Source organism: Variovorax sp. PAMC 28711 (assembly GCF_001577265.1).
GTDB lineage: Bacteria > Pseudomonadota > Gammaproteobacteria > Burkholderiales > Burkholderiaceae_C > Variovorax.
Genome location: NZ_CP014517.1, coordinates 3,776,866 through 3,790,513, shown reverse-complemented (window position 1 = coordinate 3,790,513; position 13,648 = coordinate 3,776,866). Strand labels below are relative to the sequence as shown.

14 protein-coding genes and 1 pseudogene are annotated in these 13,648 nt (G+C 68.2%); 10 read left to right on the top strand and 5 right to left on the bottom strand.

Annotated elements, in window-relative coordinates; translation table 11 throughout:
- Both AX767_RS18265 and AX767_RS18260 read left to right on the top strand, forming a co-directional pair.
- Complete coding sequence (locus AX767_RS18265) at positions 1 to 735, top strand: hypothetical protein (RefSeq protein ID WP_068632620.1); 735 nt, start codon at positions 1 to 3, stop codon at positions 733 to 735.
- 82 nt (positions 736 to 817) lie between these two features.
- Complete coding sequence (locus AX767_RS18260; protein ID WP_068632619.1) at positions 818 to 1,168, top strand: hypothetical protein; 351 nt, start codon at positions 818 to 820, stop codon at positions 1,166 to 1,168.
- A gap of 6 nt (positions 1,169 to 1,174) precedes the next feature.
- Here the strand turns inward: AX767_RS18260 and AX767_RS18255 are convergent, their stop codons facing one another.
- The 3 genes from AX767_RS18255 to AX767_RS18245 all read right to left on the bottom strand — a co-directional run bounded on the left by AX767_RS18255 (position 1,175) and on the right by AX767_RS18245 (position 4,349).
- A complete protein-coding gene (locus AX767_RS18255; protein ID WP_068632618.1) occupies positions 1,175 to 2,695 on the bottom strand; it encodes a tripartite tricarboxylate transporter permease in 1,521 nt (506 codons plus the stop codon).
- A 13-nt stretch (positions 2,696 to 2,708) separates the two neighbouring features.
- Positions 2,709 to 3,251 (bottom strand): tripartite tricarboxylate transporter TctB family protein, encoded by a 543-nt coding sequence (locus AX767_RS18250; protein WP_068632617.1) that lies wholly within the window; start codon positions 3,249 to 3,251, stop codon positions 2,709 to 2,711.
- Between the two features lie 132 nt (positions 3,252 to 3,383).
- Positions 3,384 to 4,349 (bottom strand): Bug family tripartite tricarboxylate transporter substrate binding protein, encoded by a 966-nt coding sequence (locus tag AX767_RS18245; RefSeq protein WP_068632616.1) that lies wholly within the window; start codon positions 4,347 to 4,349, stop codon positions 3,384 to 3,386.
- 111 nt (positions 4,350 to 4,460) lie between these two features.
- On the opposite strand from AX767_RS18245, the gene AX767_RS18240 reads away from it, so the two are divergent.
- Genes AX767_RS18240 through AX767_RS18230 form a run of 3 tightly spaced genes read left to right on the top strand, consistent with a single transcriptional unit; the run spans position 4,461 to position 6,975 of the window.
- Positions 4,461 to 5,141 (top strand): response regulator transcription factor, encoded by a 681-nt coding sequence (locus AX767_RS18240; protein WP_068632615.1) that lies wholly within the window; start codon positions 4,461 to 4,463, stop codon positions 5,139 to 5,141.
- A complete protein-coding gene (locus AX767_RS18235; protein ID WP_068632614.1) occupies positions 5,138 to 6,538 on the top strand; it encodes a sensor histidine kinase in 1,401 nt (466 codons plus the stop codon). Before AX767_RS18240 ends, AX767_RS18235 begins: the two co-directional genes overlap by 4 nt.
- Positions 6,539 to 6,552: 14 nt before the next feature.
- Positions 6,553 to 6,975, top strand: coding sequence for an RNA-binding S4 domain-containing protein (locus tag AX767_RS18230; RefSeq protein ID WP_082755072.1), 423 nt, complete (start codon positions 6,553 to 6,555; stop codon positions 6,973 to 6,975).
- Between the two features lie 19 nt (positions 6,976 to 6,994).
- Here AX767_RS18230 and AX767_RS21445 read toward each other — a convergent pair whose 3' ends face one another.
- Positions 6,995 to 7,171 carry a hypothetical protein gene (locus AX767_RS21445; RefSeq protein WP_156481082.1) on the bottom strand — a complete coding sequence of 59 codons (177 nt, stop codon included), beginning with the start codon at positions 7,169 to 7,171 and terminating at the stop codon, positions 6,995 to 6,997.
- Between the two features lie 52 nt (positions 7,172 to 7,223).
- On the opposite strand from AX767_RS21445, the pseudogene AX767_RS18225 reads away from it, so the two are divergent.
- The 5 genes and pseudogenes from AX767_RS18225 (at position 7,224) to AX767_RS18205 (ending at position 12,340) form a co-directional block, all read left to right on the top strand.
- Positions 7,224 to 8,029 (top strand): annotated as a pseudogene (locus AX767_RS18225) (polyphosphate kinase 2 family protein).
- A gap of 58 nt (positions 8,030 to 8,087) precedes the next feature.
- Entirely contained in the window at positions 8,088 to 8,393 is a 306-nt protein-coding gene (locus tag AX767_RS18220) for a hypothetical protein (RefSeq protein WP_068632612.1), read from the top strand.
- A gap of 83 nt (positions 8,394 to 8,476) precedes the next feature.
- Positions 8,477 to 10,075: an MFS transporter gene (locus AX767_RS18215; protein ID WP_068632611.1), complete on the top strand. Its 1,599-nt coding sequence runs from the start codon at positions 8,477 to 8,479 to the stop codon at positions 10,073 to 10,075.
- A gap of 19 nt (positions 10,076 to 10,094) precedes the next feature.
- The gene (locus tag AX767_RS18210; protein ID WP_068632610.1) at positions 10,095 to 10,871 is read left to right on the top strand and encodes an NUDIX hydrolase; all 777 of its coding nucleotides are present in this window, start codon (positions 10,095 to 10,097) and stop codon (positions 10,869 to 10,871) included.
- A 5-nt stretch (positions 10,872 to 10,876) separates the two neighbouring features.
- Positions 10,877 to 12,340: an MFS transporter gene (locus AX767_RS18205; RefSeq protein WP_068632609.1), complete on the top strand. Its 1,464-nt coding sequence runs from the start codon at positions 10,877 to 10,879 to the stop codon at positions 12,338 to 12,340.
- 8 nt (positions 12,341 to 12,348) lie between these two features.
- Here AX767_RS18205 and AX767_RS18200 read toward each other — a convergent pair whose 3' ends face one another.
- Entirely contained in the window at positions 12,349 to 13,647 is a 1,299-nt protein-coding gene (locus tag AX767_RS18200) for a lytic murein transglycosylase (RefSeq protein ID WP_068632608.1), read from the bottom strand.
- Position 13,648: the final 1 nt, after the last annotated feature.

The following is a 13,648-nucleotide window of genomic DNA, read 5'->3' as shown; positions in this document are numbered from 1 at the left end:
ATGGGCGGCCGCATCGCGCTCACCGCCGGTGTCGCCGCACTGGCCGCAGGCTTCCTGTTCGAGGGCCACTTGCCCGCCCGCGAAACCCTGCGCGCCGAGGTGCAGACCGACCCGTTGCAACGCGCGGTCGGCATCCCTGCTTTCTATGCGCAAGCGGGCAAGGTCGACTACAGCGTGGCGCCGGTCGCCGACTACGAGATCACCGGCCTGGTCGTGAGCCGGCACGACTCCGATGCGTGGTGGGACTGGATCCACGCGGCCAGCAACGACCACCTGAACGTGGTCGACCTCTGCATGGTGTGGGGCGCCAACGCGGCCAGCGGCGCCTACGAAAAGATGTCGTTCTCCAGCGGCCAGTTCGTCTGCTATCACCAGAGCCGTGACATGGACGCGCTCGCGCCCGCCAACGTGCGCGCCCTCTCCAACAACCACCTGCTCACCGACAACCCGGCCATCGCGCGGCGCTTGCGCGACGTGGTGGTGGGCGATCAGGTTCGCCTCACCGGCCAGCTCGTTTCGTACAGCCACAACGCGGGCTTCGCGTTCACGCGGGGCACGTCGACCACGCGCGACGACACCGGCAACGGCGCCTGCGAAACGCTGTTCGTGCGCGATGTCGAGGTGCTCAGGAGCGCATCGCCCTGGCCACGCTGGTTGCGCTGGATCGGCGCGGTGCTGCTGGCCCTCGGGCTGGTCCGCTGGTTCGCCGCGCCGCATCGGCCGCGCAATTCGTGACGGAGGATGTCGGGATGCGCTGACACGTTCGCGCTGCATCGGGTGGCACGATCACGTTGTCGTCAACGGCCAGGAGCCTCGCATGAAAGCAACACGCATCCACACCGGTATCGCCTTCTGCGCGATGGTTTTCGCAGCCGCTGCCAGCGCACAGACCGTCGATGCTGCGCAGCAGCGCTACGCCAATGAAATCGCCCGCTGCAACAGCGGCAACCTGGCGGCACCCGCGCGCGAGGCGTGTGTGCGCGGAGCCGGGCTGGCACTTGATCGGGCGCGCGGTGGTCCTCCTGTCGAGGTGCCACGGCAGACGCCGGACGGCCGTTCGACGGTGATCGCGCCCGCCGGCTCGCCGCCGCCCGCGACCGATTCGGACACGCGCACTTCGGGTGACGGCCGCGCCACCATCGTGCTGCCGGCCGGCCGCACCCCGTGAAGCGGGTCAGGCGTCGAGCTGCGCCAGCCGCTTGAGCTTGCGTTCGCTCATGCGCTTGGCCAGGCGCGGCAGCACCAGCACGGCGACCACGATGACGATCAGTGCGAGCGACATCGGACGCTGGAAGAACACGACCGCACTGCCTTCGCCGATCGACATCGCGTTGCGCAATTGCGCCTCGGCGAGCGGGCCGAGGATCATGCCGACCACGACCGGCGCGGTCGGGAAGTCGAAACGCCGCATCACCACGCCGAGAAGGCCGATGCCGAACAGCAGGAACAGGTCGAACGCGCTCTGGCGCATGCCGTAGGCACCCACCGTCGCGAAGATCAGAATGCCGGCATACAGCTGCGGCTTCGGGATCTTCAGGAGCTTGACCCACAGTCCGACCATCGGCAGGTTCAGCACCAGCAGCATCACGTTGCCGATGTAGAGCGAGGCGATCAGCGCCCACACCAGCGCTGCCGATGTGGTGAAGAGCTGCGGACCCGGCTGGATGCCGTAGTTCTGGAACGCGCCGAGGAGGATGGCGGTGGTGTTGCTGGTCGGGATGCCGAGCGTGAGCAGCGGGATGAGCGCCGCAGTCACGGTGGCGTTGTTGGCGGCCTCCGGGCCAGCCACGCCTTCAATGGCGCCGGTGGTGCCGAACTCGGCCTGGTTTTCGCCCTTGGCCAACTTCTTTTCCATCGCGTAGCTCAGGAAAGTCGGAATCTCGGTGCCGCCCGCAGGAATGCAGCCGAAGGGCGCGCCGATCACGGTACCGCGCAGCCAGGCCGGGACCGAACGCTTCCAGTCGCGCTTGGTCATGTGGACTTTGCTGAGCTTGTTCTGCCCTTCCTTGACCTTGCCTTCGTACAGCACCGCGTACATCACTTCGGCCACTGCGAACAGGCCGACCGCGACGAGCACGATCTCGATGCCGTCGAGCAGTTCGGGCACGCCGCCGGTGTAGCGACCCTGTCCCGATATCTGGTCGAGGCCGACGCAGCCGGCCGCGAGGCCGACGAACAGCGCCGTCATGCCACGCAACGTGCTCTTGCCGAGCACCGCGCTCACGGTGGTGAAGGCCAGCAGCATCAGCATGAAGTACTCGGGCGGGCCGAGCAGGACCGCGTACTTGGCCACGAAAGGCGCGAACAGCGTGACGATGACGGTGGCGATGGTGCCGGCGACGAACGAGCCGATGGCCGCGGTGGCGAGCGCGGCGCCCGCCCTGCCGCTCTTGGCCATCTTGTTGCCCTCCATCGCGGTCACCATGCTGGCCGTTTCACCGGGCGTGTTCAGCAGGATTGAGGTGGTCGAGCCGCCGTACATGGCGCCGTAGTAGATGCCCGAGAAGAAGATCATCGAAGCGGTGATCTCGACCTTCGCGGTGATCGGCAGCAGCATCGCCACGGCCACGGCCGGGCCAATGCCGGGCAGCACGCCGACGGCAGTGCCCAGGGCACAGCCGAACAGGCACCAGAGCAGGTTGATGGGGGTGATCGCAGCGGCAAAGCCGCTCATCAGGGCGTTGAAGATTTCCATGATGGCGTTGCGGTCAGAGCCAGCCGGTGGACGTGAGTCCCGGCAGGCTGATGGCGAGAAACTTGGTGAACATCCAGTACACCGGGGCGGCGATCAGGAAGCCCGTGACCAGGTCGCTGATCCAGGTCTTCGGCCGGTTGACTTCCGTCTGGCCGGCCGCGCGGCGCAGGCCTTGCACCGCCAGCACGTAGCAAAGCGTGCAGCTCAGGATGAAACCGATGACAGTGATCAGCGAAGCGTTGAGCAACAGACCCGCCGAGAGCCACACGAAGCCCGACCAGTAGGCCGGGTCTGCGCTCGGGTCCGCCGCCTCCATCTCGCGAAAGCCGCCACTGCGCGCCTCCCAGATGATCCACCCACCGCACAGCGTCAGCACGATCGCACACACCCAAGGCAAGAAATTAGGTCCGACGCCGCCATAGCCGGCCTCGGACGGAATGCTGATGGCGCCGAAGGCCAAGCCCAGCCCGGTCAGCAAGACGCCGACGCCGACCAGCGTCTGCACGCGCACCGCAGCCGGCGACGCCACGGGTTGTGGAAGGGAGTCTGTTGTCAATTCTTATCTCCAAAAAGCGAACGTGCATTCGTTCGCGGAACACCGCGGAACGGGCTTCGCCCGGCCGCAGGTGTTGCCCCCGGTAGGGGGAAGGCGAAGGCGACACGCAGTGCGCTGCAGCCTGGGGGCGAGCTAGATCATCCCGGACTTGGCCATGATCGCGCGCAGGCTGGCGAAGTCGTCCTCGACGAACTTCGTGAACGCATCGCCGGTGAGCACGGCGGATGTCCAGTCGTTCTTCTTGAGGGCTTCCTGCCAGGAAGCGCTCTTGAGCGCGACCTGCAGCATGTCGATGGCGGCCTTGCGCTGCTCGGGCGTGATGCCGGGCGCGCCGTACACGCCGCGCCAGTTGCCGATTTCCACGTCGATGCCCTGCTCCTTGAGCGTCGGCACGTTGATGCCCGGCAGGCGCTGGGCCGAGGTGACGGCGATGGCCTTCATCTTGCCGTCGGCGATGTACGGTGCAAATTCGCTGTAGCCGCTGCCGCCGACCGTGACGTTGCCGCCCAGCACGGCCGCGGTGGCTTCACCGCCGCCACGGAACGCGACATAGTTGATCTTCGAGGGGTCGGCGCCGACCTTCTGGGCAATCATGGCCGCGGCGATGTGCTCGGTGGACCCGCGCGAACCGCCGCCCCACTTGACGCTGCCCGGGTCCTTCTTGAGCTGCGCCACGACATCGGCCATGGTCTTCAGCGGCGAGCTGGCCGGCAGCACGAACACGTTGTATTCGGTGGTGATGCGGGCGAGCGGTGTGGCCTGCTCGAGCTTGACCGGCGGCTTGCCGGTGATGATGCCGCCCAGCATGACCGAGCCCATGACCATCAGCGCGTTGGCATCGCCCTTGGAGCCGTTGACGAACTGCGCCAGGCCCAGGGCACCGGCAGCGCCGCCCTTGTTGTCGAAGGACACGGTCTCGGCCGCCTTGGAATCGGTCATGGCCTTGCCGAGGGCACGACCGGTGGTGTCCCAACCGCCGCCCGGGTTGGCGGGGATCATCATCTTGACGTTGCCGGCGGCTGCGGCCCACGCCGACATCGGCAGGGCACCGGACGCGGCCAGTGCCGCCAGAGTTTTCAGAAAGGTATCGCGACGCATGCTGTCTCCTTCGAATTTGAAGCTGAGTAGAACCTGAACCCCACTATCATGCGGCGCCCCGCTGTCAGTTGGCTGTCCGCCGACTCGGGGAAAACACTGAAGCCCCGAACTGTGAAGCTGTTGCTGATCGAAGACGATCCGACGATGCAAACCACCCTGCAGCGGGCACTCGCGCGCCGCCAGATCGACGTGCGCATCTGCGGCGACGGGGCCGACGCGGTGGCGCAGTGGCGCGCGCTGGAACCCGACGTGGTCGCGCTCGACCTGAGCCTGCCCCACCTCGACGGCTTGCAGGTGCTGGCGCAGGCACGCGCCGCCGGGTTGCGCACGCCGGTGCTGTTATTGACGGCGCGCGGCACGGTCGGCGACCGCGTGGTCGGCCTGAATGCCGGCGCCGACGACTACCTCTCGAAACCCTTCGACCTCGATGAGCTCGAGGCGCGGCTGCGTGCGCTGCGCCGCCGTCACCAGAACGCCGGCCCCGAATCGGCGGCCAGCCCGCAGCAAGTCGGTGCGTTGCGCTATGAGATCGACAGCGGCGCGATCTACCACAAGGCCCGGGTGCTGGAGCTCACGCCGAGAGAGCTCGCCTTGCTGAAAGTCCTGATGCTGAAGCCCGGCCACGCCGTCACGAAAGAACGCCTTTTCGAACTGGTGTTCCCCGGCGAAACCGAGGTGCAGTACGAAGCCATCGAGGTGGTGGTCTATCGACTGCGCAAGAAGCTCGCCGGCACCGGCGCCGCACTCATGACGCTGCGCGGCCTGGGCTACCTCTTGCGCGAAGAAGAATGACGCGCAACGTCTCGTTGCGGCGCACCCTCCTGATCGGCATCCTGGCGCCGGTCGCGTTGTTCATCGTGATCAATTCGGTGGGCCTGTACCGCCAGAGCCTGGCCGCCGCCACCACCGCCTACGACCGCACATTGCTCGCGTCGGCCAAGACCATCGGCGAGCAACTCGATGTCGAAGGCTTCGACGCGATGGCCGTGCTGCGCGCCAAGGTGCCCTACTCCGCGCTGGAGGCTTTCGAGGCCGACAACCAGAGCAAGCTCTACTACCGCGTCTCGGCGATCGACGGCGAAATGGTGTCGGGCTTTGCCGAATTGCCGTTCTGGCGCGGCCGCATCCCCGACAAGAGCGCCTATGCGGCACTGGTCGATTTCTACGATGCCGAATTCCGCGACAAGCCGGTGCGCGTGGCGGTGCTGCTGCAGCCGGTCGCGAGCGAGCGCGGCCGCGGGATGGCAGTGGTGCAGGTGGCCGAAACGCTCGAGCTGCGCGAAACGCTGGCGCGCAAGATCCTGGTCGACACGCTGTGGCGCCAGCTGCTGCTGCTCGGCGTGATCGCCGCCGTGGTGGTGTGGGTGGTGCAGCGCGCGACGCGGCCGGTGCGCGCGCTCGGCGCCGCCATCGAGGCCCGCGCCGCGGACGATCTCTCGCCGATCGACGCACCGCATGCACCGCGCGAACTGCGGCCGCTGGTGGACGCCACCACGCGGGTGATGGACCGGCTGCAGCGCCTGCTCGACCACCAAAAGCGCTTCGTGCGCGACAGCGCCCACCAGTTGCGCACCCCGCTGGCCGTGCTCAAGGTGCAGGTTCAATCGGCGCGCCGCGGCGATGTGGCATCCGACCAGGCACTGCGGGAAATCGGAGAGACGGTCGAGCGCGCCACCGTGCTGGCCAACCAGATGCTGTCGCTCGCCAAGGTCGAGCAGTTGCGCCAGCGGCCCGAGTCGGCCACGCACGCCTTCGATGCGGTCGTGCGGCAGGTCGCGCTCGACGTGTCGCCGCTGATCGCGGCCAAGGCGCTCGAATTCGAGCTCGACACCGCGCCGGTCGCCGTGCACGCCCATCAGTGGATGCTGCAGGAACTGGCGCGCAACCTCCTGCACAACGCCATCAAGCACAGTCCGCGCGGCGGCGCGCTGTCGGTGCGCGTGACGTCCGTCGGCGACGCGGCGGTGCTCACCGTCGCCGACGCCGGGCCGGGCATCTCCGCCGAACTCCGCGAGCGCCTGTTCGAGCCTTTCTCGGCCGGTGAAGTCAGCAGCGGGTCGGGGCTTGGACTGGCAATCTGTCGCGAAATCGTCCTCGCCCTGGGCGGTTCGCTGACGCTCGACAATCGGGTTCAGGGTGGCGCCGTGGTGGGGCTTGACGCCCACGCCCGCCTGCCGCAGCAAGGATGAACCCGAGGATCACGATGGACCGTTTGCGCATCGACAAGTGGCTCTGGGCCGCGCGCTTTTTCAAGACCCGCTCGCTGGCCGCCGAGGAGATCGGCAAGAACCGCGTGCAGGTGAATGGCGAGGTGGCCAAGGCCTCGCGCGAGGTGAAGGCCGGCGACACCGTCGCGATGCGGGCCGGCGCGATGACGCGGACGGTCGCGGTCAGGGGCGTGAGCGCGCAACGCGGCCCGGCGCCGGTCGCGCAGCTGCTCTACGAAGAAACGCCGCAGAGCATCGCCGCGATGGCCAATGCACGCGAGCTGCGCCGGATGGGCACCGAGCCCGGCCTGAGCCTGGAACAGGGGCGGCCCACCAAGCGCGATCGCCGGCAGATCGACGACGCCACCGGCGGCTGGGGCGATCGCTGGAGCGCCAGCGTCGACGATCAGGACCACTGAACGCGCAACGGCGCGCGCTTCACTTGCAGCGGGCGTCGACGGCGCTCGCGCCGGGCTCGGCACAGCGCGGCTGCGGCACGACCATGCGCGGCGGCGGCTCGATCTCGCTGGTGAGCGGCCGCACATCGCCACGCGTCTGGCAGCCTGCCAGGCCCAACACACCCATCAACACCCAAAACGACAGCTTCTTCTGCATCGGAAACCTCCCGGATCACGTACGCTGTCATTTTTGCATTCGGGACTTCAGCATGGCCAGCTTCAAGGCATACCGCGTCGGCAACAAATTCAGGCTCGCAAGCATTTCTCCCGGAGAAACCCCGTTTCTTGAGGGCAGCGAAGCCGCGCAGAAGAAGGCGCTCGATGCGCTGGCGATCGAACTCGACACGCTGCAGAACGTGCTGCATGCCGAGGGCCGGCGCAAGGTGCTGCTGGTGTTGCAGGGCATGGACACGAGCGGCAAGGACGGCACGATCCGCTGGGTTTTTTCGCGCACCTCGCCGCTCGGCGTGCGGGTGGCGGCCTTCAAGGCGCCGACCGAAGAAGAAAAGGCACGCGATTTCCTGTGGCGCTGCCATGCCGTCGTGCCGCGCGCGGGCGAACTGGCGGTCTGGAACCGGAGCCACTACGAAGACGTTCTGGTGCCGGTGGTCGAGGCTGGATCGAGAAGGACGCCATTCGGCAGCGTTACGCCCAGATCAACGATTTCGAGCGGCTGCTGACCGCCACCGGCACGGTCGTCGTCAAGTGCATGTTGCACATTTGTAAGGACGAACAGCGCGAACGCCTGCAAGAACGCATCGACACGCCCGACAAGCAGTGGAAATTCAGCATGGGTGACCTGGCGGTCCGGGAAAAGTGGGATGCTTACCAGCGCGCCTACGAGAAAATGATCATCGCCACCTCGACGCCCGAGGCGCCCTGGTACGTGATTCCGGCCGACAGCAAGCGGCACCGCAACCTGATGATCGCCCGCCTGCTGGTGAAAACGCTCGAGGACCTGAAACTCAAACCACCGCCGGCCGACCCGGCGTTGAAGGGTCTTGTCGTCAAATAGCCGCACCCGGACGCCAAGGCGTTGTATCGTCGCCCCCTTCACCACCCCGAGACCGATCTTGTCCGACCTGCCCCAACCGATCGAAAAAGCGCTGGCGCAAACCAACGAAACACATGCCAAGCTGACGTCTGGCGTGCACGAGCTGGCGGTCACCAACGCCGTCCTGCAACAGGAAATCCCTGAAGAAGTCCGGACCGGCGATGTCGCGCTCGCCATCGAGAAAAACGAGGCGCTCGAGGTCAGGGTGCAGGAATGCGTGGACGATCTGGAAGACGTGAGCACCGCACTCGCCCAGGAAATTGGGCGCCGCAAGAAGCTGGAAAAAGCGCTGAAGGAAGCCGGCGCCGCGCCTTCGGACGCCTGAACACGCATAGGCGACAGCGACGGCGAAGCGGCGTCGCTACGATGCCCCATCATGGACAAATCGACGACCGGACGTCCGGTCGAATGACCGGCATCGCATCGACCTGGCAACCCCTGCGCCGCGCTGAATTTCGCGCGGTCTTCTTCGGGGTTCTCTGCATGCACACCGCGACCTGGGTCAACCAGGTCGGCGGCGCGACGCTCATGAGCACGCTCACGCCCTCCCCGCTCATGACGGCGCTGGTCCAGACCGCGGCCAGCCTGCCAGTCGTGCTTCTCGGGCTGCCCGCCGGCGCCATTGCCGACCTCGTCGATCGCCGGCGCTGGATGATGGCGATCCAGGTCGGCATGCTGACGGCGGCGCTGCTGGCGCTGTTGTTCGTCGCATTCAGCGGCCTTTCCCCCACGGCGCTGTTGCTGCTGACCGTGCTGGTCGGCATCGGATTGGCCCTGCAGGCGCCGGCTGCCCAGGCCGTCTACGGCGAAGTCGTCCCCAAAGAAGAACTGCCCCAGGCCATGGCGCTCGGGAGCATGAGCTTCAACATGTCGCGCATCGTCGGCCCCGCACTCGCCGGCGCGGTGCTGGGCATAGCCGGCGCGGTCGGCTTGTACGCGACGCTCGCGCTCTGCAGTGCGCTGGTGCTGGTCAGCCTCACGCGCTGGCGCTCGCACGGGGAGCGCAGCCGGGTGCCGCCCGAACGCCTGTGGAGCGCGCTGCGCGGCGGCATGCGCTACGTGCGCCATTCGCCGGATTGCCACCGCCCCTTGCTGCACACCTTCGCGTACATGAGCTGCGGCAGCGCGGCCTGGGCTTTGCTGCCGGTCCTGGCGCGAGATGCGTACAGCCTCGGCACGCAGGGCTACGGGCTGCTGCTCGGCGCCTTCGGCATCGGCGGGCTCGCGGGCGTCTTCCTGATGCCGGCGGTGCGGCGCCGGCTGTCGCTTCCGCGCATCGTCGTGGCTTCCACCACGATCTTCGCGGTGGTCACCGCGGTGCTGGCGCTGGCCGCGCCGCTGCCGCTGACGCTCGGCGCGCTGCTGGTCGGGGGTGCCGTCTGGATGATCGGCGCGACGCTGATGTACGCCGCGCTGCAAGACACGCTGCCCGATTGGGTGCGCGCCCGCGGCCTGTCGATCTACAACCTGGTGTATTTCACCGCGATGGCGGGCGGCGCGGCGCTCTGGGGCCTGCTGACCGCACCCGTCGGCACCCGCGGTGCGCTGGGCGCCGCGGCCGTCTGCATGGCGGTGGCGGCGGTGGCGTTCACCCGCTGGCCGCTGCACCCCTCGACCGCGAACCACCTCCGCGCAGCGACCTCCTTCTACGGCGACGAGCCGCCGCTCGGACCGACGACGACGGATGCCGGCGACGGCCCGCTGATCGTGCAGATCAGCTACCACGTGCGTCCGGAATGCACCGACGATTTCCTCCGCGCGGCCCACGAAGTCGGCCGCTCGTGCCGGCGCAACGGCGCGTTGTTCTGGCGGCTGTTCCGGGAGATCGACACACCGGACCTGTACGTCGAGCGTTACATGCTCGACTCCTGGCTCGACCACACGCGCCACCTCGACCGCACGACCGCCACCGATCTCGCCTTGCGCCACCGCATGAAGGCGTTCCTGACACCGGGTCGCGATCCGGTGATCCGCCACCAACTCGCGGAAAGCCTGCCGGGCGATTGACCACCGAAGAACAACGACCATGAATTCAACAAGCGAAGGCGCCGAAGCGCCGGGACGCCTCGAAGCGTCGGCGACCATCGTCCTGCTGCGCGACGGCCCCGAGGGAATGGAAGTCTTCCTGATGAAGCGCGCCGCCGAAGCCGCCGTGCTGGGCGGTGTCCATGTCTTTCCGGGCGGCAAGGTCGATGCGGCGGACCGCGACCACGCCGTGCCGCTCGATCGCGATGCGGCCGACCTGCAAGCCGCGCTGGGCGAAGCGGATTTAACTGCCGTCGAGGCCCGCGCCATCCACGTGGCCGCGCTGCGCGAACTGCAGGAGGAATGCGGCGTGGTGCTCGCGGCGAGCGAGATCGCGCCCTGGTCGCGCTGGATCACGCCCGTCATCCCGGGCATGCAGCGCCGGCGCTTCGACACGCGATTTTTCGTCGCCGTGATGCCGGAGGACCAGACCGCGCGCGTCACCGACCGCGAATCGACGCTCGGCGTGTGGCTCGGCCCGCGCACCGCGCTCGAGATGTACTGGCGCGGCGAGATCGATCTCGCCCCGCCGCAGATCACCACGCTCGCGCATCTCGCGCGCCACCCGGATTCGCGGACCGCGTTCGACACCGCTTCGCGCACCCCGCCGCGGCTGGTGCAGCCGCACGTCGTCGAGGTCGACGGGCAAAAGATCTTCTGCTACCCGGGCGACGCACTGCATCCGGTCGGCGAGCGCGCATTCCCCGGCGTCTCGCGCCTGCTGCTGCGGGCCGGACGCTTCGAACCGCTGGCCGGCTTCGACGGGTTCTTCGATTGAGCGCGATGTCTCCCTCGACCACCCGCCGTCCGCTGGTCATCGCGGCCGTGATGGGTTCGATGGCGATGGTCGCGATCGAAGCGACGATCGTCTCGACCGTCATGCCGCACATCGCCGCCGAGCTCGGCGGGCTCAGCATCTACAGCTGGGTGTTCGCGTCGTTCCTGCTGGCGCAGACCGCCATGACGGTGGTCTTCGGCAAGCTCGCCGACGTCTACGGGCGCAAGCCGGTGATGCTCGTGGGCATCGCGGTGTTCCTGGTCGGCTCTGTGCTGGCCGGCTTCGCGTGGTCGATGCCTGCGCTCATCTGCTTCCGGTTGATCCAGGGCGTCGGCGCCGGCGCTATCCAGCCAGTGGCGCTCACCATCGTGGCCGACCTCTACCCGGTGCGCGAGCGCGGCAAGGTGCAGGGCTACCTCGCGAGCGTGTGGGCGGTGTCGGCGGTGCTGGGGCCGCTGGTTGGCGCGCTGCTCGTGCAGAGGCTCAGCTGGGCGTGGATCTTCTGGATCAACGTGCCGATCGGCATCGCCGCCGCCGCAGGCTTCTGGTTCTTCCTGCGCGAAGCCCCCGTGGTGCGCCGCGCGTCCATCGACGTGCTGGGCGCGGTGCTCTTCACCGTCGGCATCACGGCCGTAATGGTCGCGCTGACCGAATTCGGGCTCGGCCACACGGCGACGGCGTGGGCGTGGTCCGCGCTGTTCGGCGTGGTGGTCTGGCTGTTCATCGTCCAGGAGCGGCGCGCCGCCGACCCGATGGTGTCTTTCGGGCTCTGGCGCCGGCGCTTGATCGCGACGGTCAACGGTGCGGCGCTGTTCTCCGGCATGGTGCTGATCGGCATCACGACCTTTCTCCCGATGTACGTGCAGGTGGTGCTCGGCCAGTCGTCGGTGGTCGCGGGGCTCGCGCTCACGATGGTGATGCTCGGCTGGCCCATCGGCGCCACCTTCGCGTCACGCACTTTCCAGCGCTTCGGCCTTCGGCCGCTGGCCGTGGCAGGCGCGACGCTGGTGCCCGTGGGCGCATCGGCTTTTGCACTGCTGGGCGCGACCAGCTCGCCGGGCGTCGCCGCGCTCGGCTCGTTCGTCTTCGGGCTCGGCATGGGGCTGCTGAGCCTGAGTTCGCTGATCCTGGTGCAGGAAGCCGTCGATGTGAGCGAACGCGGCAGCGCGACCGCATCGAACATCTTTTCTCGCAACCTGGGCAGCGCGCTCGGCGCGACGTTCTTCGGCGCGGTCTTCAACTTCGGGCTGACGCGCCAGGGCAGCGCGGTGTCGATCAGCGACGACCAGTTGCGCCGGCTTCTCGAAGGCCTGCCGCACGCGGGTTTCGATGCCGTGGCTGCGCGGCTGCTGCTCGGAAGCTCGCTGCACCTGACCTTCGTCGCGATGCTCGCCATCAGCGCTCTCATGCTCGTGCTGATCCTGATGCTGCCGCGCCGAGGCCTGCACGGCCAGCCCGCTGCGACCTGAGTCGACGACTAGCGCGCGCCCAGGCGCTCGAGCAGCGCGGCGTCGGGGTAGCCATCTGCGGGCAGGCCGACGCTGCGCTGGTAGCGGCGGAGTCCGTCGCGGGTCGCGGGGCCCATCACGCCATCCGCCGCGCCGGTCGCAAATCCCCGCTCGTTCAGCGCGGTTTGCAGCGACACCATCTGGGTGCGCGTGAGGGCTGCCAGGTCGCGCGGCCACGCCGCCTGCACGCTACCGCTGCCCGCCAGCCGCTGCGACAGCAAACCGACTGCCAGCGCATAGCTCGTCGAGTTGTTGTAGCGCAGGATCGCGCGGAAATTTCGCCCGACCAGGAACGCGGGGCCGCGCGCGCCGGCGAGCAGCAGGAGCGTGGCTTCGGCCATGTCCGGAAGCGCTTGCCCATCCATGCGCGTCACACCCTCGCCGGCCCACGCGATGGCGGGCTGCCGCACCTGCGGATCTGCGCGACCGAAATCGAAGCCTTGCGGCAGTTGCACCTCCACGCCCCAGGGCTCGCCCGCCTGCCAGCCGGAGCGCGAAATGAAGTTCGCGGTCGAGGCCATGACATCAGCCATGCTGCCCCAGATGTCGCGCCGGCCATCGCCGTCGGCATCCACCGCGTAGGTCAAGAAGCTCGACGGCATGAACTGCGTCTGGCCCATCGCGCCGGCCCACGAGCCGATCATGTGGTCGTGGTCGATGTCGCCCTTGTCGATGATCTTCAGTGCGGCGAGCAACTCGGCGCGGGCCCAGGCCTCGCGGCGGCCGTCGAAGCCCAGCGTCGCCAGCGCGTCCACCGTTGGCGTGCTGCCGAAATTGCTGCCGTAGTTGCTCTCCATGCCCCAGACCGCCACGAGCACATTCGCCGGCACGCCGTAGCGCGCGGCGGCTGCATCGGCTTCGCGGCGAACCTGCTGCAACTTGTCCCGTCCGGTCGCGACGCGTTGCGGTGTGACGGCGCTGTCCAGGTAGGCCCACACCGTGCGCGTGAACTCCGGCTGAGCGCGGTCGAGTTCGACGATCCGCGGCAGGTATTGAACCGGGTCGAGCGCTGCGCGCAGCGTCGCGTCGCTGACGCCTTGCGCCAGCGCGGTGGCGCGAAAATCGGCGACCCAACGGGCGTAGCCGGCAGCCGAAGCCTGGGGCGATGGTTCTGTCGGTGGCAAGGGCATCGGCGTCGGCGCTGGAGCGGTCGTCGCAGGCGAAGAGGCAGCAGGCTCTGCGGCGGGCGGCGCCGACGCGCATCCCGCCAACGTTGCGAGAACGGCCAGTGCGACGGCATGGAACGAAGGCGTGCGGAGTGAATGCATG